15 protein-coding genes are annotated in these 20,023 nt (G+C 63.5%); 12 read left to right on the top strand and 3 right to left on the bottom strand.

The genetic code is table 11. The annotated features are described in order from the left end of the window. Position 1 precedes the first annotated feature (1 nt). The 9 genes from PBR20603_RS05950 to PBR20603_RS05910 all read left to right on the top strand — a co-directional run bounded on the left by PBR20603_RS05950 (position 2) and on the right by PBR20603_RS05910 (position 12,100). Positions 2–1,372: a TadA family conjugal transfer-associated ATPase gene (locus PBR20603_RS05950; protein WP_150558620.1), complete on the top strand. Its 1,371-nt coding sequence runs from the start codon at positions 2–4 to the stop codon at positions 1,370–1,372. After that, on the top strand, positions 1,369–2,292 hold the full coding sequence (locus PBR20603_RS05945) for a type II secretion system F family protein (protein WP_150558619.1): 924 nt from the start codon (positions 1,369–1,371) through the stop codon (positions 2,290–2,292). The genes PBR20603_RS05950 and PBR20603_RS05945 overlap by 4 nt, the downstream gene beginning before the upstream one ends. A gap of 19 nt (positions 2,293–2,311) precedes the next feature. Next, positions 2,312–3,361 carry a type II secretion system F family protein gene (locus PBR20603_RS05940; RefSeq protein WP_150558618.1) on the top strand — a complete coding sequence of 350 codons (1,050 nt, stop codon included), beginning with the start codon at positions 2,312–2,314 and terminating at the stop codon, positions 3,359–3,361. A 2-nt stretch (positions 3,362–3,363) separates the two neighbouring features. Further along, a complete protein-coding gene (locus PBR20603_RS05935; protein ID WP_150558617.1) occupies positions 3,364–4,473 on the top strand; it encodes a tetratricopeptide repeat protein in 1,110 nt (369 codons plus the stop codon). A gap of 78 nt (positions 4,474–4,551) precedes the next feature. Then, positions 4,552–5,124, top strand: a complete 573-nt coding sequence (locus PBR20603_RS05930) for a DUF3613 domain-containing protein (protein WP_150558616.1) — start codon at positions 4,552–4,554, stop codon at positions 5,122–5,124. A 6-nt stretch (positions 5,125–5,130) separates the two neighbouring features. Then, on the top strand, positions 5,131–7,215 hold the full coding sequence (locus PBR20603_RS05925) for a pilus assembly protein TadG-related protein (protein ID WP_150558615.1): 2,085 nt from the start codon (positions 5,131–5,133) through the stop codon (positions 7,213–7,215). Between the two features lie 108 nt (positions 7,216–7,323). Beyond that, positions 7,324–8,721: a sigma 54-interacting transcriptional regulator gene (locus PBR20603_RS05920; RefSeq protein WP_150558614.1), complete on the top strand. Its 1,398-nt coding sequence runs from the start codon at positions 7,324–7,326 to the stop codon at positions 8,719–8,721. Between the two features lie 325 nt (positions 8,722–9,046). Further along, complete coding sequence (locus PBR20603_RS05915) at positions 9,047–9,775, top strand: DUF2968 domain-containing protein (protein ID WP_150558613.1); 729 nt, start codon at positions 9,047–9,049, stop codon at positions 9,773–9,775. 432 nt (positions 9,776–10,207) lie between these two features. Continuing rightward, positions 10,208–12,100 (top strand): potassium transporter Kup, encoded by a 1,893-nt coding sequence (locus PBR20603_RS05910; RefSeq protein WP_174977795.1) that lies wholly within the window; start codon positions 10,208–10,210, stop codon positions 12,098–12,100. A gap of 155 nt (positions 12,101–12,255) precedes the next feature. Here PBR20603_RS05910 and PBR20603_RS05905 read toward each other — a convergent pair whose 3' ends face one another. Next, the gene (locus PBR20603_RS05905) at positions 12,256–14,604 is read right to left on the bottom strand and encodes a Tex family protein (protein WP_150558612.1); all 2,349 of its coding nucleotides are present in this window, start codon (positions 14,602–14,604) and stop codon (positions 12,256–12,258) included. 105 nt (positions 14,605–14,709) lie between these two features. Between PBR20603_RS05905 and PBR20603_RS05900 the strand changes: the two genes are divergently transcribed. The 3 genes from PBR20603_RS05900 to PBR20603_RS05890 all read left to right on the top strand — a co-directional run bounded on the left by PBR20603_RS05900 (position 14,710) and on the right by PBR20603_RS05890 (position 18,268). Continuing rightward, positions 14,710–15,603 (top strand): hypothetical protein, encoded by an 894-nt coding sequence (locus PBR20603_RS05900; RefSeq protein ID WP_150558611.1) that lies wholly within the window; start codon positions 14,710–14,712, stop codon positions 15,601–15,603. Positions 15,604–15,722: 119 nt separating this feature from the next. Then, positions 15,723–15,926, top strand: coding sequence for a YdcH family protein (locus PBR20603_RS05895; RefSeq protein ID WP_150558610.1), 204 nt, complete (start codon positions 15,723–15,725; stop codon positions 15,924–15,926). A gap of 119 nt (positions 15,927–16,045) precedes the next feature. Further along, positions 16,046–18,268, top strand: a complete 2,223-nt coding sequence (locus tag PBR20603_RS05890; protein WP_150558609.1) for an ATP-dependent DNA helicase — start codon at positions 16,046–16,048, stop codon at positions 18,266–18,268. Positions 18,269–18,329: 61 nt separating this feature from the next. Here the strand turns inward: PBR20603_RS05890 and PBR20603_RS05885 are convergent, their stop codons facing one another. Further along, on the bottom strand, positions 18,330–19,049 hold the full coding sequence (locus tag PBR20603_RS05885; protein WP_150558608.1) for a glutamine amidotransferase: 720 nt from the start codon (positions 19,047–19,049) through the stop codon (positions 18,330–18,332). Positions 19,050–19,184: 135 nt separating this feature from the next. Then, positions 19,185–20,012, bottom strand: coding sequence for an outer membrane protein assembly factor BamD (locus tag PBR20603_RS05880; RefSeq protein ID WP_150558607.1), 828 nt, complete (start codon positions 20,010–20,012; stop codon positions 19,185–19,187). Positions 20,013–20,023 lie beyond the last annotated feature (11 nt).

Below are 20,023 nucleotides of genomic sequence, written 5' to 3'. Positions count from 1 at the left end.
TATGACCGACTCCATCGAATTTGCCGACGACAAGCGCGCGTTTGCCAATTCGCAGCAGTTTCAGGACATCAAGACCGCTGCGCACGAACATCTGCTCGCCCGGATCGAGGAACTCGGCGCCGAGTTCGGGCGCTGGAGCCGCAGCGCGATTCAGCAGTTTGTCGATCTGGAGATGGACGGCTTCGTGCGCCTGCGTCGCATTCCGATCAACGAATCGGAATTGCGCCAGATCTCCGACGCGCTCACCAAAGAACTCGCCGGTTTCGGCCCCATCGAAGATCTGCTCGCAGACGCAGCGGTGGAAGACATTCTGATCAACGGCTACAACGACGTCTACGTTTCGCGCCATGGCGTGCTGGCCCGCGAAGCGTTGCGATTCTCGGACAATCAGCATCTGCTGCGCATCGTGCGCCGCATTCTCGCCCCCATTGGCCGCCGCCTCGACGAGTCGAATCCGATGGTCGACGCGCGTCTACCCGACGGCGGACGCCTTAACGTGGTGATCGAGCCGTTGGCGGTGGACGGCCCCGTCGTCTCGATTCGCAAGTTCCGCAAGGACCCGCTCAAGCCGTCGGACCTGCTCGCGCTCGGCAGCTTCAACGAGGAGATTTACGGGCTGCTCGAAGCGGCGGTGCGCTCGCGTTGCAACATTCTCGTCTCCGGCGGGACCAGTTCGGGCAAGACGTCGCTGCTCAACGCGCTGGCCAGTTTCATTCCGGCGACCGAGCGCGTAGTGACGGTCGAAGACACGGCCGAGCTTTCGCTCAACCACCCGCACGTGGTACGGCTCGAATCGCGTCAGGGCGGCTTCGATGGATCGGGCGAGGTGACGATCCGCGATCTGATTCGCAACAGTTTGCGGATGCGTCCGGACCGGATCATCGTGGGCGAAGTGCGCGGCTCTGAAGTGCTGGAAATGATGCAGGCAATGAACACCGGCCATGAAGGATCGATGGCGACGATTCACGCCAACTCGCCGCGCGAATGTCTCTATCGTCTCGAGATGCTCGCCGGTTTTGCCGGGTTTCAGGGCAGCGAAAGCAGTTTGCGGCGCCAGATCACCAGCGCGCTCGATTTCATCGTCCAGATCGGCCGTCTGTCGAGCGGGCGCCGGCGCATTCTGTCCATCACCGAAGTTACCGGCGTGTCGGACACGGTCATCTCCACGCAAGAGCTGTACCGTCACGAATCGGTGGTCGGGCCCGATGGCGAAGAGAAAGATCGCTGGGTCTCGCTCGGTATTCAGCCGCACTCGCCGAAGTTGCAGCGGTACAAGGAGCAAACGCGCAATGCGGCAGCGGCCGCGCAGGCACAGGCCAATCCGCCGCCTGACTCCGGTGGTGGTGGCGGCTTCTTCGGGCGCCGGCGATGAACGCCGTCTTGCTGTGGGTCATCTGTATCGCGCTGCTGCTGATCGCGGCTGGGCTGGAGCTGTGGCGCCGCACGCAAAACCGCGTGAGAGATCAGGCGACGAGCGCGTTTCTCGAGCGCCAGCTCGCGAATAGTGCGCCACGGTTTGCGGCCAATGAAAGCGCCGTTTCCCGTGCACCTCGCCGCAAGGCGTTGCCGTGGGAGTTCTTCTTCGAGCGCGCGGGTGTCAAGCCCGATCCGATGTTCTACTCGTTGCTCATCGCGCCGGGTGGGCTGCTGGCATTCGTGTTCTGGGTCTGGCACGGGCCACTCTCGGCCATCGTCATTCTGGCCTTGTACGTCGTTGGGAACGTGCTGCGCTACTGGTTCAAGGCGGCGCGCCGGCATCGCAACATCGTGCGTCAGTTGCCAGTGTTTCTCGACGGCATGGTGCGCATGCTGACGGTCGGCAACAGTTTGCCCGCAGCATTCCAGACGGCCTCGACCAATGCCGACATGCCGCTGCGCGAGTTGCTCGAGCGGGTTGTGCGGCAGGTGCAGGCCGGTGTGGAGCTGGACGTGGCGCTCAAGCAAATCGCTCGCGTGTATCAGGTTGAAGAGATTTATCTGTTCGCGTCGGTAGTCGACCTGTCTACCCGTTTCGGGGGGCGCGCCGATCAGATTCTGTCCCGTATGGCGGGCTTCATGCGCGATAGAGAGCAAGCACAAGCCGAGCTGTATGCGTTGTCTTCCGAGACGCGTCTGTCGGCATGGGTGCTGGCCGCGCTGCCGATCATCGTCAGCGCCGTGCTGATGTTGCTGAACCCGAAATTCTTCGAGCCGATGTTCCAGGAGCCCGCCGGTATGAAGCTGCTGGGGATCGGTCTGGGCCTGGAAGTGTTCGGTGGCTTCGTGCTGTACCGGCTGGCCAAGTCGCTGTGAGCGCGAGGGACCTAACGATATGAACCTTTCGTCGCTGTCGTCTGATTCGCATCTGTGGATGATGCTGGGCCTGTTGATGGTCGCGGCGGGACTGCTGCTGGGGGCGTCGGCCATTCTGTTGCGCGCGGTGCGTCAGAGCCGTAGCGAGCGAATGATCGATCAGGTGCTCGCCAACCGGCAGCAACAGGCGCTGGCAGCGCTGCGTGCCGCGAGCGCGCCGGGCGGGCTGCGAGGCAAGGGCGGCAAGGGCGGCGAGGATGGCGAGGAAGGGAGCGTGACGGGCGAGGGCGGACATCGAGGCTGGCGGTCCTTGATCGATCGCGCCTCGGCCCTTGGCAAGCAATGGTCGGAGACGCGTCTCGGGCAACATCTGATCGCCGCCGAAGACCGTTTGCTTCTCGCCCAGTGCGGCTACGACAGTGTGCGAGCCAAGTCGCTCTTCCTGTTTGCGCGGGTAGCGCTCGCCGTGATGCTGCCGCTACTCGTCTGGTTGTGGTTTCCGGGCGGCGGCGGGCTCGGCACGATCCTGCGTCTGATCGGGGCGGCCGGGGCCGGGTTGCTCGCGCCTAAGTTCTATGTGCAGCGCAAGGCGGGTCAGCGCCGGCGCGATCTGATCGAAGAGTTGCCATTGCTGATCGATCTGCTGCGCTTGCTGCAAGGCGTGGGGTTGTCGATGGATCAAAGCCTGTACGTGGTGGTGTCCGACTTCCGCGAGGTGTTGCCGATTCTCTCCAAGGAGTTTGAGAACGCCAATCGCCAGCACGCCTCCGGGCGAGGGCGAGAGGCGTCGATGGGCCGGCTGCGTGAGGTATATGACAACGACGATCTGCGCGCGCTCGTGCGCCTTATCGTGCAGGTCGAGCAGCACGGCGGTGCGGTGCAGGAGCCGTTGCAGCAGTTCAGCGATCGTCTGCGGGAACAACGCCGCCAGACGATGAAAGAGCGCATCGGCAAGCTCACCGTAAAGATGACGCTGGCGATGATGCTGACCCTCCTGCCTGCGCTGATGCTGGTGGTCGCGGGGCCGGCCATCCTGTCGCTGACCAAATCGATGGAGGCCATGCAGTGACCATGCCAATCTCGACCTTTCCCCTTTCGGGCGCCGCTACGGCGACCGGTGCTCACCGCGAACGTCAGGCCGGGCGCGTGATGGCGGGCTCGCTGATGGCTGTGCTGTGTGCGGCGACGCTGGCCGGATGCGGCGGGCCGCGCATTGGCGGTTATGGCGCGCCGTCGGCCGCTGCGCTGATGCAGGCACAGCAGAACGACGAAGAGAAGGCCAAGGCCGCCAAACCGGACACGCGTGAGCTGTATCTGTCCATGATTCGTCAGATGCAGGAGCAGGGCTCGTACTTTGCGTCGCTTGCCCACATCGACCAGTTCCGCATTCAGTACGGCGCGTCGCCGGACATCGACATTCTCCGGGCCGACGCCTTGCGCGAGACCGGTCAGCCCGACGCCGCCGAGCAGGCTTATCGCACGTTATTGAGCGGGAACGAAGCGGCGGCGGCATGGCACGGCATCGGACTGGTCGCGGCGCAACGCAAGGATTACGCGGCTGCCGCGCAGGCACTGCGCGAAGCGGTATCGCGCGCGCCCACGGAGGCGTTCTATCTGAGCGACCTGGGTTTTGCACTGCTGAACAATGGCGATGCCGGGGCGGCGCGCGTTCCGCTGGCGCAGGCTGCCGAATTGCGGCCCGACAGCCGCAAGGTGCTCAGTAATCTGGCGGTGTACCTCGTGGTGACGGGCGAGCGCTCGCGCGCCGACGACATGATGACGCGCGCGAAAATGCCGCAGGCCACGCGCGAGGCCATCGACAAGCTCGCCGCCGACATCAGTTCGCAGGTGAAAGCCCGCCGTGCCGCAGCGAGTGCCGCCGCCGCGCGCGCTGCGGCACAGGCCGCGGCGACGATCGCGCCGCAGGCGGTGCCGGCGGTGCCGGCGGTGGCGACGGCGCAAGCCGGCACGGACAGTCGCCGTGTGACGGTTGGCGATGGCGGGCCGGTAGTCGTGCGTCTCACGTCGGGGGGAGAGCCGGGTAACGGGCCAGCCAGCACGCCGATCAGGGCGGCGTCGGCGTCGGCCGCAACAGCGGACGCCAAGCTGGCGCGTGCCGGCGATGTGACCCGCAGCGACATGCCGACATCGTTGCTCGATCGCTTCGGCCATTCACAGTGATGCAGTGATGCAGTGTTTTCGTCATTCATGCACGGCGCGGGACATTAGCGGCGTGTCACGCAATATCAGGGAGACGCGATGATGGCAGTCCAGAAACCACAAGGAAGTTCGGGCTCCCGGCCGCGGCTCGCGGCGCGGCTTGCCGTAGCCGTGCTCGCGCTTTGGGCCGGGGTGGCCGTAGCGCAGAGCAATGCGCCGATCACCGGATCGATGGGAAGTGCCGACGCCCGCAACGTGGCCGCACCGGCACAGGCTGCGCCGGTGGTGCAGCAAATGCCGGCCGCGGGAGATGGCGGGCAGGGGCAGGCTGCCCAAGCGGCCGCAGTCCCTGCAACGGAAGCGACTCGTGTGCCGCGAAACGTCGTTCGCCGCGAGACGCCGTTGCGCGTGGGCGAGCACGCCCGCGACGGCATGCTTGGTGAGGAAACCGAAGCGTTGCTGGCGCTGCAAGCGAGCAATCTGGCCGCCGGGCCGGGCTTGCCGATGCTGGGCTCGACCGCTTCGCGCGCTTACAAACGCTATCTCGATAGCTTCACGTACCCGATTCCCCAGTTCTATCCGACGATGGTCCAGAGCGACAGCGGGGGCGCGGGCGGTGGGAGCGGCGGCGGTGCCGCGCCCGCAGCCACGGGGGCTGGCGCGAGCCAGTGATGCGTCATGACTTCGCGTGCGCGTGTGCGCCAAACGGCTCGTGTGACGGCTCCCGGCGGACGTCAGCGCGGCTCTGTGCCGATTCTGGCCTTCAGCTTTCTGATCGTGGTGCTGATTCTCGCGTTCGCGCTCGACGCGGGTAACGTGTTCATGCAGCGCCGTAACTTGCAGCGAGCTGCGGATATGGCGGCGCTCGCGGGTGCGCAAACCCTTCCGGGGTGCGCCAACACGACCTCCTATGCGAGCGTCGCGCAGGCAAACGTTACGTCCAACATGGGCAGCAACGTCTCCGGGCTGCAGGTGAAGTCGGCATGCGGCATCTGGACGTCGCCCGCCGCGAACGCCTCCGGGCCCGGCACGTTCGTTGCCACTAACGCAGGCAATGCCGCGAGCGGCAACGCCGTGTCGGTCACGCTGTCGATGTCCGTGCCGTCGTTCTTCCAACTCGTCGGCACACGCACGATCACGGCCACCGCCATTGCACGCAAGTCGCCCGCCGTGGTGACGTTCACGGTCGATTCGGGGTTGCTCGCGCTCAACGCCAACAATTCCGTGCTGGCGCCGCTGCTGACAGCGGTGGGCATCTCGCCGCAGTTGTACGTCGGCGCGGCTCAGCAACTTGTCGGTGTGAACATCACGCCCCAGGGGCTGTTGCAGGCGCTCGGGGTGGGTATCACAGGGGACGTCTCGGTGGCCTCGCTCACGGGGGTGGCGGCCGTGAAAAATCTGACGGTGGGGGCGTTGCTGAGCGCGACGAATACGGCGCTTGCCACGCAAAATGGCGCACTCTCGGCATCTGTCTCGGCAATGAACAATCTCATCAACGTGTTCGCCGGCAGCCCGGTGCTGAACCTGCCGATCAACTTGCTCGGGACCGCGACGACGCCGGGCATCATCGCCAATATCGATGCGGCGGGGGTGAGCGCGGCGAATGCACTCACCGCCAATATCGGTGTCGCCGATCTGATTACCGCAGCGATCGTCGGTGCCAATAGCAACAACGCGGTGGCGATTCCATCACTGTCGATTCTGGGCGGCACGGTGTCGGTCGTGGCACGGGTCATTTCGCCGCCACAGGTTGGCGTGGGCGGTGTGGGGGCGACGGCGACGACGGCGCAGGTGCGTCTGTTCCTGACGGTCAACTCGTCGGCTGGCATGCTTGGCGGACTGCTCAATGGTCTGGGCACGGTACTGAAACTGCCACTCGTGCTTGAGGTAGCGCAGTCGACGGCCAAGGTCACGGCACTGCAATGCGGTGCTACACCCTCGGCAACGCTGCAGGTCACTTCGGGACTGGTGAACGTGTGTGTGGGCGACACAGCCAGCGGGGTGGATGTCACGACCAACCCGGCGAGCTGTACCACGCTCATGACGCAACGAACGAAAATCGCGACGTTGCTCAATCTGATCGACGTCGGCGGCAACGTCAACTTGTCGCTCGTGACCAATTCGCCTGCGCCGATGACGTTTGCCGGCCCTTTCCCGCAGGCAATCGGCCCGGTCGGTTCCAGTGTGAACCTGACTCAGATCGTCACCGCGCTGCTTGCGGGACTGTCACTGGACGTGAGCGCGTCGGGAACATCGACGTCGGGCACGATCGGCTCCGGCCTGGTCGGCAACGTGCCGGCGGCGGCGGCCGGTGTCACCGTCTCGACGGTCAATGCGTTCCTCAGTTCTGCCGCCTCGGGACTCAAGGCAACGACCAATGCGCTGGGTACCACGCTCGGTGGCGTGCTGACACTCAACCTTCCACAAGTTTTGGGCGGCGTGGGGGGGCTTGTCTCCGGGCTGCTCAATACACTAGGCGGGATCGTGAGTGGCCTATTGGGCGGGGTATCGGACTTGGTGTGCAATCTGATGGGAAGCGGGGCGAATCAGTGCCGCATCGACAGCGTCTCGGGGTCGATAGGCACCTCGGACATTTCCTCGGTGTTAGGCAGCATTCTCTACACCTTGCTCAACCCGATGCTCACGCCGCTGAGCAATCTGCTCAATACGTTGCTGTCGTCGCTGGGCATCACGCTCGGCATGACGACCGTCACCGTTGACAGCATCAACTGCCAGAACGGACTCGTCCAACTGGTGTATTAGCGGGGCCCCGCACGACGGGGCCTCAGCCGGAGCGCAAACGAAGCAAGACCGAAACACTGAACTTCACCATGACAAACGCCGAGGGCGTGCGTCGACCAGCGGAAAAGCATGAAAAGCAAGCCAGTACGTGAAGATCTCGACGTCTATGTGTGGGAAGGCAAGTCGGATATTGCCGACCGTGTCGCGCATTGCCTCGCGAGCTTCGACATGGAAGTCATTCGCGCCGACGGCGTGGATCTGTCGCGCGAGCGCACCAAGGCGCGTCCGTCCATCGCTGTGGTCAGCGTGTCGGTGATCGAAGGTGCTTCGACCAACGCACAGGAATGGCAGTTGGGCCATGGCATGCCCGTGATCTGGGTCGCGACCACGCCGCGCGAGAACGATCCGAGCGTTTATCCGCCCGAGTACAGCAATATCCTCACGCTCGACTTCACCGGTGCGGAACTGCGTACGCTCATTTTCAAACTCTCGGGCGCCATCGCCGAAGCCGACCGCACGCCGGTACCTGCCGACCCGCTCGTCGCTCAGTCGAGCGCGATGCTCGGGCTGCTCGCCGAGGTGGACGCCTTTGCCGACTGCGATTCGAATGTCCTCATCCACGGCGAGACCGGGGTGGGCAAGGAGCGCATCGCCCGCTTGCTGCACGACAAGCAGAGCCACTACGGCCAGGGGCCGTTCGTCGCCGTGAACTGCGGCGCGATTCCCGACGGCCTGTTCGAGTCGCATTTCTTCGGTCACGCCAAAGGCGCCTTCACCGGCGCACTCTATTCCCACAAGGGTTATTTCGAACAAGCCAACGACGGTACGCTCTTCCTCGACGAAATCGGCGATCTGCCGCTGTACCAGCAGGTCAAGCTGCTGCGGGTGCTGGAGGACAGCGCGGTGACACGCCTGGGGTCGGCGCAGCCGGTAAAGCTCGACTTCCGGCTCGTGGCGGCCACCAACAAGAACCTCAAGACGATGGTGCGCGACGAACTGTTTCGCGCCGACCTGTTTTACCGGCTCGCCGTGATCGAACTGCATATCCCGAGCCTGGAAGAGCGCGGGCCTGTCGATAAGCTCGCTGTCTTCACGGCCTACCTCGGCAAGGTAGTGGGCAATAGCGAGGTCGGTGCGCAGGTGCCGCCATGGCTGCGCGAGCTGGTCGAGGGCGGGGTGTTTCCCGGCAACGTACGCGAAATGCGCAATATCGCCGAGCGCGTCGGCATCATCTACCGCCAACTGGGCGGTTGGGACGAACGGCGTATCCGCCCGATCTTCGACGCGCTTTCCATCGGCACGGCCGTGCGTGGCGACGATGTATCGCGCGGCGGGGCGCTGACAGAGCGCGCCCGCTGGGACGCCACCGAGCGGGCACGCATCGTCACGGCGCTCGACGCCAATGGCTGGCGGCGTCAGGACACTGCCAACGCCTTGGGCATCAGCCGCAAGGTGCTGTGGGAAAAAATGCGCAAATATCAGATCCTCGGCAACGACTCGGAACTGGCGAACGAGTACGAAGCGTGAACCTGCGCCCGCCGCTTGCGTGGGCAACGGCTCGATTTTCGTTCCAATGACGGGATTTGTCTGACAAGGGAGTTCCGCTTGCAGGAACTCGCGCAGGCCCCGTAGTTGCGCGGTATCAACAGATGAAATCGCGCACGAACAATAACGCATTCCCCGCTTGGAAGAGCGCGCCTCAATGGATAGAATTGTCGGCTATTACGGGCATGCGGTTATCATTCCACAAATACGCAGGTCTCAGATCCTCGGGACGGAGTCCGGGGTGGCGATTGAATGCGACGAATAAGGGTCGTGGAACGATCCGGTCGATAACAGGAAAACAGATCAGATGAAAATCAGTGATTGCCGGGGGCGGTTTTGGTTGGGCGTGGGGGTGGCATGCCTGACAGCCTGGGGAACGTCAGCAGGTGCTGCAGACGCGGTCAGGGATGTGACCGGCGCAACGCCCGCTCAGCTCGCGGCTCCGGCAGTGCCTGCGCAATCGGCCACGGCGCCGGCAGCCGCGTCGGGGGCGATTCAGGAACTGCGCGATCGCATCCAGAGCAAGGAAGTCACCGAACTTCGTACCACGTACAACGGCCGCTACGGGGCAAGCCTGTTGTTCTATCCGCAGACGATGGGGTATTACGTTGCCCTGTTCCATGAAGGCCAGTTCTGGCGCGTCGTGAAGGTGAGCAATGAGAAGAAGGCCGAAGCGTTGTACAGCGACTTCGTCCGCCAGACACAGGTGCTTGCCGATGTGGAAATCCGTCGCATCAAGCTCGAAGCCCAAAAGGCGTTGATGGAACGCCAGCTTGCCGACAGCGAAGCGCGCCTGAATGCAGTGCAGAACGACCTCGCGATCCAGCGTCAGCAGGAACAGGCGCTGGCCCAGAACCAGCAGGCCGTGCGTGAGCAAGCCTCGGCACTGGAAACCGAACGTGCCGCTGCGCGTATTCGCCTGACAGACCTGCAAGGCCAGATCCGTTCGCTGGAAGCCGAGCAGAACAGCGCCGATTCGGAACTCGTGCGCTCGGTCAAGGGCACCGGCAACCGCAAAACGACGCGTCGTCATTAAGCGCTGTTGCGCGCCGGCCGGTTTCCGGTTGGCGTCTCAAGATATGGGAAAGCCGCCTTCTGGCGGCTTTTTTCATGGGCGAGCGTGTCGTGGCCGGGCCGCAGATGCCCGTCTGGCGGGCGATGCCGCGTTGTGCGCACGGCCACTACACGTAATTGACGAGGCTGTCGACATGCGAATCGCGCATGTTTGGCGGATGTCTCTCATTTGCAACTCGAAATGCGGTGCCCTGTGCGCTATGCCGCGACCGGCGGGGGAGGCTAAACCCTTGCTGTGCCGCACTGGTCACGGGGCGCAGCTCGAATTATCCTAGCGGAGCATGTCATGTAAGACGTCTGGCACTTAGCACCTGTCCGGACTGGCGAGGGAACCGGCGCCCAGTTAGAATAGCGGCCATTTTGTGCAGCGCAATAAAGCGATTACCCAAACCTTATGACGCAAAACATACGACACGGGCAGCGCCCTCAGGCCATGCCCGCGCTCATGGTGGCGGCCATCGGCGTGGTCTTCGGCGATATCGGCACCAGCCCGCTCTATGCGCTCAAGGAATGTTTCGATCCGCAACATGGCATTCCGTTTACCCCGCAAGCTGTATTCGGCATCATCTCGCTGATCTTCTGGGCGCTGGTGATCGTTGTTTCCCTCAAGTACGTGTTGTTCGTGATGCGTGCGGACAATCGTGGCGAGGGCGGCGTACTTGCGCTCATGGCGCTCAGCCTGCGCAGCGTGCGTGCCGGTAGCAAATGGGCATCGGTGCTGATGATGCTCGGCATGTTCGGCGCCTGCATGTTCTACGGCGATGCGGTCATCACCCCGGCCATCTCCGTGATGTCGGCAGTCGAGGGCTTGGAAATCGCCGCGCCCTCCCTCTCGCGCTTCGTGTTGCCGATCACCATCGTCATTCTCATCATTCTGTTCTCGATGCAGAAGTCCGGCACAGCCAAGGTCGGACGCCTCTTCGGCCCGGTGATGGTGACGTGGTTCGTGATTCTCGGCGTGCTCGGCGTGTACAACATCGGCGCCGCACCCGAGATCGTCAAGGCCATCAACCCGTACTACGGCATCCACTTCATTCGCACGCACGCGCTGCAAGCCTACATCGTGCTCGGCTCAGTCTTCCTGGTGTTGACCGGGGCCGAGGCGCTGTATGCCGATATGGGGCACTTCGGGATTCGTCCGATCCGCTTTGCGTGGACGGTCCTGGTGTTCCCCGCGCTGGCGCTGAACTACTTCGGGCAGGGCGCGCTGCTGCTCACGAACCCGAAGGCCATCGAGAATCCGTTCTTCCTGCTCGCACCCGAGTGGGCGCTGCTGCCGCTGGTGATCGTGGCGACGGCGGCCACCGTGATCGCCTCGCAGGCCGTGATCTCGGGGGCGTTCTCGCTGACCAGTCAGGCCATTCAGCTCGGCTACGTGCCGCGCATGAAGATCATGCACACGTCGGATCGCGAGATCGGACAGATCTACATGCCGGTGATCAACTGGGCTTTGCTGCTGGTCATCGTCTGGATCGTGCTGGCGTTCAAGTCGTCGAGCAATCTGGCGGCCGCGTACGGTATTGCCGTGACGACGACGATGGTCATCACGACGATTCTCGCCTGCGTGGTCATGGTCAAGGTCTGGAACTGGAACAAGTTCCTGGTGGCGCTGATCATTGCCGGCTTCCTCGTGGTCGACTTCGCGTTCTTTGGCGCGAACCTGATCAAGGTCGAAGAGGGCGGCTGGTTGCCGCTGGCGCTGGGCGCATTCCTGTTCTTCATGCTGATGACCTGGCATAAGGGCCGTCAATTGCTGCGCGAGCGTACGGCGGCCGACGGTATTCCGCTCGGACCGTTCCTGCAGGGCCTGCTCGCGCATCCGCCGCATCGCGTGGCGGGCACCGCGATTTACCTGACGGGGGGCAACACGCAGGTGCCGGTGAGCTTGCTGCACAACCTCAAGCACAACCGCATCCTGCACGAGCGCACCATCTTCCTGACCTTCCGGACGGTCGATGTGCCGTATGTCGAAGATGCCAACCGCATCGAGGCCAAAGATCACACCGGTGGCCTGTACAGCGTGGTCGCCACGTTCGGTTTCAACGAGACGCCCGACGTGAAGGAAGTGCTGAATTTGCTTGAGCAGAAGACGGATATGCACTTCGAGCTGATGGATACGTCGTTCTTCCTCGCGCGCGAGACCGTGGTGCCGACGAAGCTGCCGGGCATGTCGATCTGGCGCGAGCGGCTGTTCGCATGGATGCATCAGAACGCCGCCAAGCCGACCGACTTCTTCAGCATTCCCGCGAACCGCGTGGTCGAGCTGGGCACGAAGATCGAGATTTGACGGCGGTTCTGCGTCTTCGCGATGCGGGCGTAGCACGCGGTACAAAAAAGCCGGTGGAGCGAAATCTCCACCGGCTTTTTTCATCTCGTCGGCAAAAGAAAAGGCCCGCGATCCGAAGATGGCGGGCCTGTCGCAGCGCGTGAGTGACGCGCGGCTTAGCGCTTGAGCTTGGCGAAAGCCGCGGCCATGGCGCTCACCGTCTCCGGCTCGCGTTGACGGCCGCCGCCACCGCCACGATGGCCGCCGCCGCTACCATTGCTACCACCGCGTGCACCGCCGCCGCTGCTCGGGCGATCGGTCGCGCCGGCCACCGGCAGATCATCGTTCAGTCGCATGGTGAGCGAGATACGCTGACGGCGCGGATCGACTTCGAGCACCTTGACCTTCACGATGTCGCCGGCCTTCACGACTTCGTGCGGGTCCTTGATGAACTTCGTCGACATGGCAGAGACGTGCACCAGACCGTCCTGATGCACACCGATATCGATGAACGCTCCGAAGGCGGCCACGTTCGTCACCACGCCTTCGAGTTGCATGCCCGGTTTCAGATCGGTGAGCTTCTCGACGCCTTCCTGGAATGTCGCGGTCTTGAACTCAGGGCGGGGATCACGGCCCGGCTTCTCAAGTTCGGTCAGGATGTCCTTGACGGTCGGCAGGCCGAAACGTTCGTCGACGAATTCGCTCGCCGAGACGCTGCGTACGACCGAGCCGTTGCCCATGACGTCGCCGATAGTCTTCTTGATCTTGGCCAGAATGCGCTCCACGACCGGATACGCTTCCGGGTGGACCGACGAGCGATCGAGCGGATTGTCGCCGCCATTCACGCGCAGGAAGCCGGCCGCCTGCTCGAACGTCTTGTCGCCCAGACGCGGCACCTTCTTGAGGGACTCGCGATTCGGGAACGGACCGTTGCTGTCGCGGAAGTCGACGATGTTCTTCGCGAGCGTGCTGTTCAGGCCCGAAACACGGGCGAGCAGCGGTGCCGACGCAGTGTTGACGTCCACGCCCACGGCGTTCACGCAATCCTCAACCACGGCGTCGAGCATGCGTGCCAACTCGCGTTGATTCACGTCGTGCTGATACTGGCCCACGCCGATAGCCTTCGGCTCGATCTTGACGAGTTCGGCCAGTGGGTCTTGCAGGCGGCGAGCGATGGAAACGGCGCCACGCAGCGACACGTCGAGGTCAGGGAATTCCTTCGCGGCGAATTCGGAGGCCGAATATACCGAGGCGCCCGCTTCGGACACGACGATCTTTTGAAGTTTGAGTTCGGGGTGGCGTTTGATCAGCTCGAGCGCGAGCTTGTCGGTTTCGCGCGAGGCCGTGCCGTTACCGATGCTCACGAGTTCCGCGCCGGTCGCGGCGGCGATCTTCGAGAGTCGTGCGAGCGAGCCGTCCCAGTCGCGGCGCGGCTCGTGCGGGTAGATGGTGTCGGTGCCCAACAGCTTGCCCGTGGGGTCGACCACGGCCACCTTCACACCGGTGCGCAAGCCCGGGTCCAGACCGATCACGCCCTTCGGACCGGCAGGCGCGGCGAGCAGCAGTGCCTTGAGGTTGCGCGCGAACACGCGAATCGCCTCGTTCTCGGCGCTTTCACGCATCTGCGTGAGCAGTTCCGATTCCAGATGCGGCTGCACCTTCACGCGCCAGCACCAGCGGCAAACGTCCGCCAGCCACTTGTCGGCGGCGCGGTTCTGCTGGCGAATGCCGAAATGACCCGCGATCACACCTTCACACGGATGCGGGATCTGGGCGTCGAGTTCTTCGCCGAGGCCCAGCTTGACCATCAGAATGCCGAGGTTGCGGCCACGGAAGAGGGCGAGCGCGCGGTGCGACGGCACCGCAGCGATCGGCTCGGCGTAGTCGTAGTAATCGCGGAATTTCTCACCTTCCTCGCTTTCCTTGCCTTCGACGACCTTCGACGACACGACGCCCTGATTCCACAGGTAGTCGCGCAGCTTGCCGAGCAATTCGGCCGTCTCGCCGAACTGTTCCGACAGGATGTCGCGGGCGCCATCGAGTGCAGCCTTGATGTCGGCCACGCCCTTTTCAGCGTCGACAAACCTGGCGGCTTCGGTTTGCGGGTCGAGCGTCGGGTCGGCGAGCAACGCCTGTGCGAGCGGGTCGAGACCGGCTTCGCGGGCAATTTGCGCGCGGGTGCGGCGCTTCGGCTTGTAGGGGAGATAAAGATCTTCGAGCGTCTGCTTCGTGTCGGCCGCCTCGATGGCGGTGCGCAGTTCGTCGGTCAGCTTGCCTTGCTCGTCGATACTTGCCAGGATCGCCGCACGGCGCTCTTCCAGCTCGCGAAGATAAAGCAGGCGCTCTTCCAGCGTACGCAACTGCGTATCGTCGAGGTTATCGGTCACTTCCTTGCGGTAGCGAGCGATGAAGGGCACAGTGGCGCCTTCGTCCAGTAATTGCACGGCGGCGGCGACCTGACGCGGCTGCACGCTGAGTTCGTCGGCGATGCGTTGAACGATCTTAAGGGCTACGTTTTGCGTCATGAGTGTTGCGAGTTACCCAAGTGCCAGGAGCGGGGCATTTTGCCATAAACCGCGGGCGCGTCCGGGCAGGCAATGCTAAAATTTGGCATCACTCTGCTCAACTTCATGATTTCCTTCGAAAAATTGTTTTCGCGCCTGTATTCGCGCCATCACGTGCGTGTGTCGTTGAGCGCGGTTGGGGCGTTCGGCATCATGACGGCAGCTGGCGTCGTGCCCGGCGCAGCGCTCGCTCAGGGGCTTTCGGCCGTTGAGGCCGCGGGCCGTACGACCGAACAGCTCCGTGTGCCGCATGTCCCGTTCGATGCCACGGCCGATCGCACGCCGTCACCGGCCAGCAAGGCGAGTGCCGCCGCGGCTGCCGCTGAGGACGATAAGCCCGTTGCCTACGATGACCAGCTCGATCTGCACCCTGCCGACGACGACTTCGCCGGCCGCCGCGCCGTGCTCGATCGTCAGCGCGCATGGATCGACTATCGTTTCGAGGAAGCGAAGTACGAGTGCGCGTCGAAGTTCTTCGTGAACTATTGCATCGAAAGCGCTCGGGACAAGCAGCGCGACGAGCTGAAAGCCGTTCGCAGCCAGCGGCTGGTGCTCGAAGATCAGGAGCGCCGGGCACGTGCGCAGGAACGTGACGAGCGTCTTGCCGAAAAGCGCGCACAAACGGCGGCTGAAGCGCCGCAGCGTGCCGCAGAACGGGCGCAGAACGTCTCCGATTACCAGGCCAAGCAAGCCGAATATCAACAGCGTGTGACCGAGCGTACGGGCAAGGCCCCGGAGCGCGCAGCTAACGCTGAACAGTACAATGCCAAGCAGGCCGGGCAGCAACAGAAGCTCGACGACGCGAAGGCAACGGCGGCGCAGAAGGCGGCCGAGCGCGAAGAGAACGTGCGCAAGTACAACCAGAAGCAGCAGGAAGCCATCGAGCGCCAGAAGAAGTCCGACGAGCGCCGCAACGATTCGCAATCGGGCAGTTCGCCGGCACAAAAGGCGTTGCAATGACCGCCGCGATAGGCTGGCCGGCGGCGCCCTGCGCTGCACGGCCTGCCGTAGCACCGTTTGTACTCGCACACCTTCCACAGGAACCGGAATCATTTGAGAGTCGCAGGAGAGTTGCCACGATGCAGCAGGATCTTCACTCCATTGGGCGCCGCATCATCGAGTTGCAGATCGAACACCGGGATCTGGACTTCCTGATCGACAAATTGTTGACCGAGCCTACGTACGACGAACTTCAGGTCACCCGGCTCAAGAAGCGCCGTCTGAAAATCAAGGACACGATCACCCTGCTGCAAGTGCAGCAAATGCCGGACCAACCTGCCTGAGCGGGTGTCCCGCGCGACGTTCGCGAGATTGGCCTGAGCGTTCGCGTCGTTTCTTTCCATTGCCGGCGTCGTGAATCCAGTTGGTGAGATTCGCGGCGCCTTTGAGTTTTCTTGCCGTTTTGACCGATTCCGCCGCATCCAGCGATTCCCCCGACATCTCCCAAAGCGCCGACGCCCCCACTTTCCACGGACTCAAGCCGCTTGCCGCGAAACGCGAGCGCGAGTTGCAGGAAATCTTCAGCGACGGCGGAATGCTCGCGCGCGCGATCGATGGCTATCGCTCACGTGAGCCGCAGACCGAGATGGCGCGCGCTGTGGCGGCTGCCATGGACACGCACGACACGTTGATCGCCGAGGCGGGGACCGGGACGGGCAAGACCTACGCCTATCTCGTACCCGCCATGCTGTGGGGTGGCAAGACGATCATCTCGACCGGCACCAAGCACTTGCAGGACCAGATCTTCGCGCGCGACATTCCCACGGTGCGCAAGGCGCTCGCCGTACCGGTGACGGTGGCCATGCTCAAAGGCCGCGCGAACTATCTCTGTCATTACTATCTGGAGCGCGCCCAGCAGGAGGGACGCTTCGCGTCGCGGCATGAAGCGGCGCAATTGCGCGAGATCGTGACGTTTGCGCAAATCACGCACAGCGGCGACAAGGCAGAGTTGGCGTCTGTGCCCGAGAACGCCCCGATCTGGGCTCAGGTGACGTCCACCCGTGATAACTGCCTTGGTCAGGAGTGTCCGCGTTACAAAGATTGCTTCGTGATGCAGGCGCGTAAGGAGGCGCAGCAGGCGGACCTCGTCGTGGTCAATCATCACCTGTTCTTTGCCGACGTGATGCTGCGCGATACCGGCATGGCCGAACTGCTGCCGAGCGCGAATACGGTGATCTTCGACGAAGCGCACCAGTTGCCCGAGACGGCGACGCTCTTCTTCGGCGAGACCGTGTCGACCGGGCAGATGCTCGAGCTGGCGCGCGACTGCGTGGCGGAAGGGCTGATTCATGCACGTGATGCGGCCGATTGGGTCAAGCTCGGTGCGAACCTCGAGCGGGCGGCGCGCGATGTGCGCCTGACGTTCGGTCAGGACAACACGCGTATGTCCGTGGCCCAACTGGCGGACGATCACGAGCTGTTCGGCGCGCTCGACGGCGTGGACGTCGCGTTGCTCGACATGATCGAGACGCTCCAGCACCAGTCCGAGCGGGCTGAGGCGCTGGGTACCTGCTTGCGTCGCGCGCTGGAGCTGCATCAGCAATTGGAGCGTTGGCAGACGGGGGCGACGCCGCCCGCACCCGGCGAACAGCCGTTGCCGTTGCTGGATCCGGACGCGCCACGTGTCACCGACGGCAAGCGCGAAAAGGCCGCCAAGGCCCGCGAGGCGGAAGCCGCGCGACTGGCGGCCGAGGCAACGTCGGCTGAGGACAAGTCGGCGCGTGAGGGCGGGGCGGAAAAGACCTACACGCCGCCGGAGACGGTGCGCTGGATTGAGGTGTTCTCGCAGGCAGTGCAGTTGCATCAGACCCCGCTTTCGATTGCGCCGATCTTCGCAAAACAGCGCGCCGGCGCACCGCGAGCCTGGATCTTCACGTCGGCCACGTTGTCGGTGAAGGGCAATTTCATGCACTACGCGGCGCAATTGGGCCTCGATGCAGGCAAGTCGCTCACGCTCGCCAGTCCGTTCGATTACCCGAACCAGAGCCTGCTGTACGTGCCGCGCGGGTTGCCGCAGCCGTCATCGCCCGGATTCACCGACGCGGTGCTCGACGCCGCTTTGCCGGTGCTGGAAGTGAGCGGCGGACGGGCCTTTGTCCTGTGTACGACATTGCGTGCGGTGAACCGGGCGGCCGAGCGTTTGCGCGAGGAATTCGACCGCCGTGGCTGGCCCTATCCGCTGCTGGTGCAAGGCGAGGCGAGCCGTACGGAATTGCTCGATCGTTTCCGCGCGCTTGGCAATGCCGTGCTCATTGGCAGTCAGAGTTTTTGGGAAGGGGTGGACGTGCGCGGCGAGGCGCTGTCGCTCGTCATCATCGACAAATTGCCGTTCGCACCACCCGACGATCCCGTATTGGCCGCGCGGCTCGATGCGCTCACGAAGAAGGGCCTCAGCCCGTTCGCCGTGCATCAGTTGCCGCAGGCGGTCATTACGCTCAAGCAGGGCGCGGGGCGGTTGATTCGCTCGGAGGGCGATCGCGGCGTGCTGATGATCTGCGATCCGCGCCTGGTCGACAAGCCTTATGGGCGACGGATCTGGCAAAGCCTGCCGCCGTTCAAGCGTACCCGTGAGTTGCCCATCGTGCGTGGCTTCTTCGATGAGATTGCGGCCAACACCGGTGGTTGATTCTCTGACATGCAATGGGATTGGCCAGACAGTGACGTCTGGCTTTCACCACTCGCCGATGTCAGTTTGACATCGCGTCCAGCCAGCGGCCGATGACCGCTGGCGCAACTTCCGACAATCGAGCGTGGTGTTCCTGTGCCTGAGCGCGCAATGCCACCGGATCGATCTTCGCGGCACCCAATTCGCAAGCATGTCCCACCAACCAGGATTCGATGCGTGCCGCGTCGGCTTCCAGGTGGAATTGCAGCCCCAGTGCGTGGGGGCCTGACGCGAAAGCCTGATTCTCTCCCGTCGCCGTTCGCGCCAGATGCTCGGCGCCGGGAGGGATGTCGAACTGGTCGCCATGCCAATGAAGAACGCTGGCGTCGCCCAGCGCAGCCAGCGGGGACGTTTGCCCGGCATCGGTGAGCGTCAATGGCATGTAACCGATTTCCTTTGTGCCGAGCGGGTACACCCTGGCGCCCAGTGCGCGTGCCATCAGTTGCGCGCCGAGGCAGATGCCGAGAATCGGCGCGCGCGCATCCAGACGTGCCTTCACCAATGCCACCTCATCTGCGACAAAAGGGTATATCGCGTCGTCGAACGCACCGATGGGTCCGCCCAGCACGACCAGCAGGTCGGGGGCGAGGGCATCTATCGAACGAAGGTCGACGAGCGGTGCGTCCACGTATTCAATCGTGTAGCCGCGTTCGGTGAAGTACGGGCCGAGCGTGCCGAGATCTTCGAAATGCACGTGGCGCAGGGCAAGCAGCGTCTTGCGAGAGGCGGGGGAAGCAGTCACGAAACCATCTCCAGATGGGAAGCCGTCGTGCGTTTTTCATGACGGCTTCGCCGGTAACGGAACAGGGAATGGAAACAAAAAACCCCCGCAAGTGCGAGGGCTTTCCGATGATGCAGTTGAACAGGAGGCAAGCGCTTAACGCCAGATCTGCCACCAGGACTTCTTGTCGCTGCCGTCGCCGTCGATGCGGCGACCAACCGTCAGATAGCCGCTCTTCGGGTAGGTTTTTTCCATCACACGGCGGGCGTCATCACGCAGCTCGGTCATGCCGAGTTTGTCGTACGACTTGATCATGATACCGAGTGCATCTTCGAGCGCCGGTGCCTGATCGTAGTCCTGCAGCGCGGTTTGTGCACGATTCACGGCTGCGAGGTAAGCGCCACGACGGTAGTAATACTCGGCAGCGTGCACCTCGTGAGCGGCCATGGCGTTGACGGCGTAGCGCATGCGCAGGGCGGCGTCGTTCGCATACTTGCTTTGCGGATAGTGCTCGACCAGATACTTGAAGCTGTCGTAGGCCGCGCGCAGTGCCTTCGGATCGCGTTCGCTGAGATCCTGGCCCGAGAATCGGCCGAACAGGCCCAGGTCGTCGTTGAAGTTGATCAGGCCCTTGAGGTAATAGGCGTAATCGATCGACGGGCTGTCCGGATGCAACCGGATGAAGCGATCCACGGCGGTGAGGGCCTGCGCCGGCTCGTTATCCTTGTAATAGGCGTAGGCCGTATTGATCTGCGCTTGCTGCGCGTGCGGGCCGAACGGGTCGCGCCCTTCGAGCAACTCGTAATACTTGGCGGCCTTGGTGTAGTCGCCGCTATCGAAGCTGTCCTTGGCTTCCGAGTATAATTTGTTCGTCGACCAGCTGGCCGTTTCGTCGACTTTCTCCGGCAGAATGCCGCAGGCGGCCACGCCGCCGACCACGAATGCGGCCAGCGTCAGATGTTTGACAAGTTTCAGGGCTTGCATGCTCGTTAGCT

The organism is Pandoraea bronchicola (assembly GCF_902459805.1).
Classification (GTDB): Bacteria; Pseudomonadota; Gammaproteobacteria; order Burkholderiales; family Burkholderiaceae; genus Pandoraea; species Pandoraea bronchicola.
This window is presented reverse-complemented; position numbering and strand designations above follow the sequence as displayed.

What these genes read in the sequence shown, in the direction of transcription:
- PBR20603_RS05950 (WP_150558620.1), top strand. Translation starts at nt 2, where the DNA reads ATGACCGACTCCATCGAATTTGCCGACGACAAGCGCGCGTTTGCCAAT.
- PBR20603_RS05945 (WP_150558619.1), top strand. Translation starts at nt 1,369, where the DNA reads ATGAACGCCGTCTTGCTGTGGGTCATCTGTATCGCGCTGCTGCTGATC.
- PBR20603_RS05940 (WP_150558618.1), top strand. Translation starts at nt 2,312, where the DNA reads ATGAACCTTTCGTCGCTGTCGTCTGATTCGCATCTGTGGATGATGCTG.
- PBR20603_RS05935 (WP_150558617.1), top strand. Translation starts at nt 3,364, where the DNA reads ATGCCAATCTCGACCTTTCCCCTTTCGGGCGCCGCTACGGCGACCGGT.
- PBR20603_RS05930 (WP_150558616.1), top strand. Translation starts at nt 4,552, where the DNA reads ATGATGGCAGTCCAGAAACCACAAGGAAGTTCGGGCTCCCGGCCGCGG.
- PBR20603_RS05925 (WP_150558615.1), top strand. Translation starts at nt 5,131, where the DNA reads ATGACTTCGCGTGCGCGTGTGCGCCAAACGGCTCGTGTGACGGCTCCC.
- PBR20603_RS05920 (WP_150558614.1), top strand. Translation starts at nt 7,324, where the DNA reads ATGAAAAGCAAGCCAGTACGTGAAGATCTCGACGTCTATGTGTGGGAA.
- PBR20603_RS05915 (WP_150558613.1), top strand. Translation starts at nt 9,047, where the DNA reads ATGAAAATCAGTGATTGCCGGGGGCGGTTTTGGTTGGGCGTGGGGGTG.
- PBR20603_RS05910 (WP_174977795.1), top strand. Translation starts at nt 10,208, where the DNA reads ATGACGCAAAACATACGACACGGGCAGCGCCCTCAGGCCATGCCCGCG.
- PBR20603_RS05905 (WP_150558612.1), bottom strand. Translation starts at nt 14,604, where the DNA reads ATGACGCAAAACGTAGCCCTTAAGATCGTTCAACGCATCGCCGACGAA.
- PBR20603_RS05900 (WP_150558611.1), top strand. Translation starts at nt 14,710, where the DNA reads ATGATTTCCTTCGAAAAATTGTTTTCGCGCCTGTATTCGCGCCATCAC.
- PBR20603_RS05895 (WP_150558610.1), top strand. Translation starts at nt 15,723, where the DNA reads ATGCAGCAGGATCTTCACTCCATTGGGCGCCGCATCATCGAGTTGCAG.
- PBR20603_RS05880 (WP_150558607.1), bottom strand. Translation starts at nt 20,012, where the DNA reads ATGCAAGCCCTGAAACTTGTCAAACATCTGACGCTGGCCGCATTCGTG.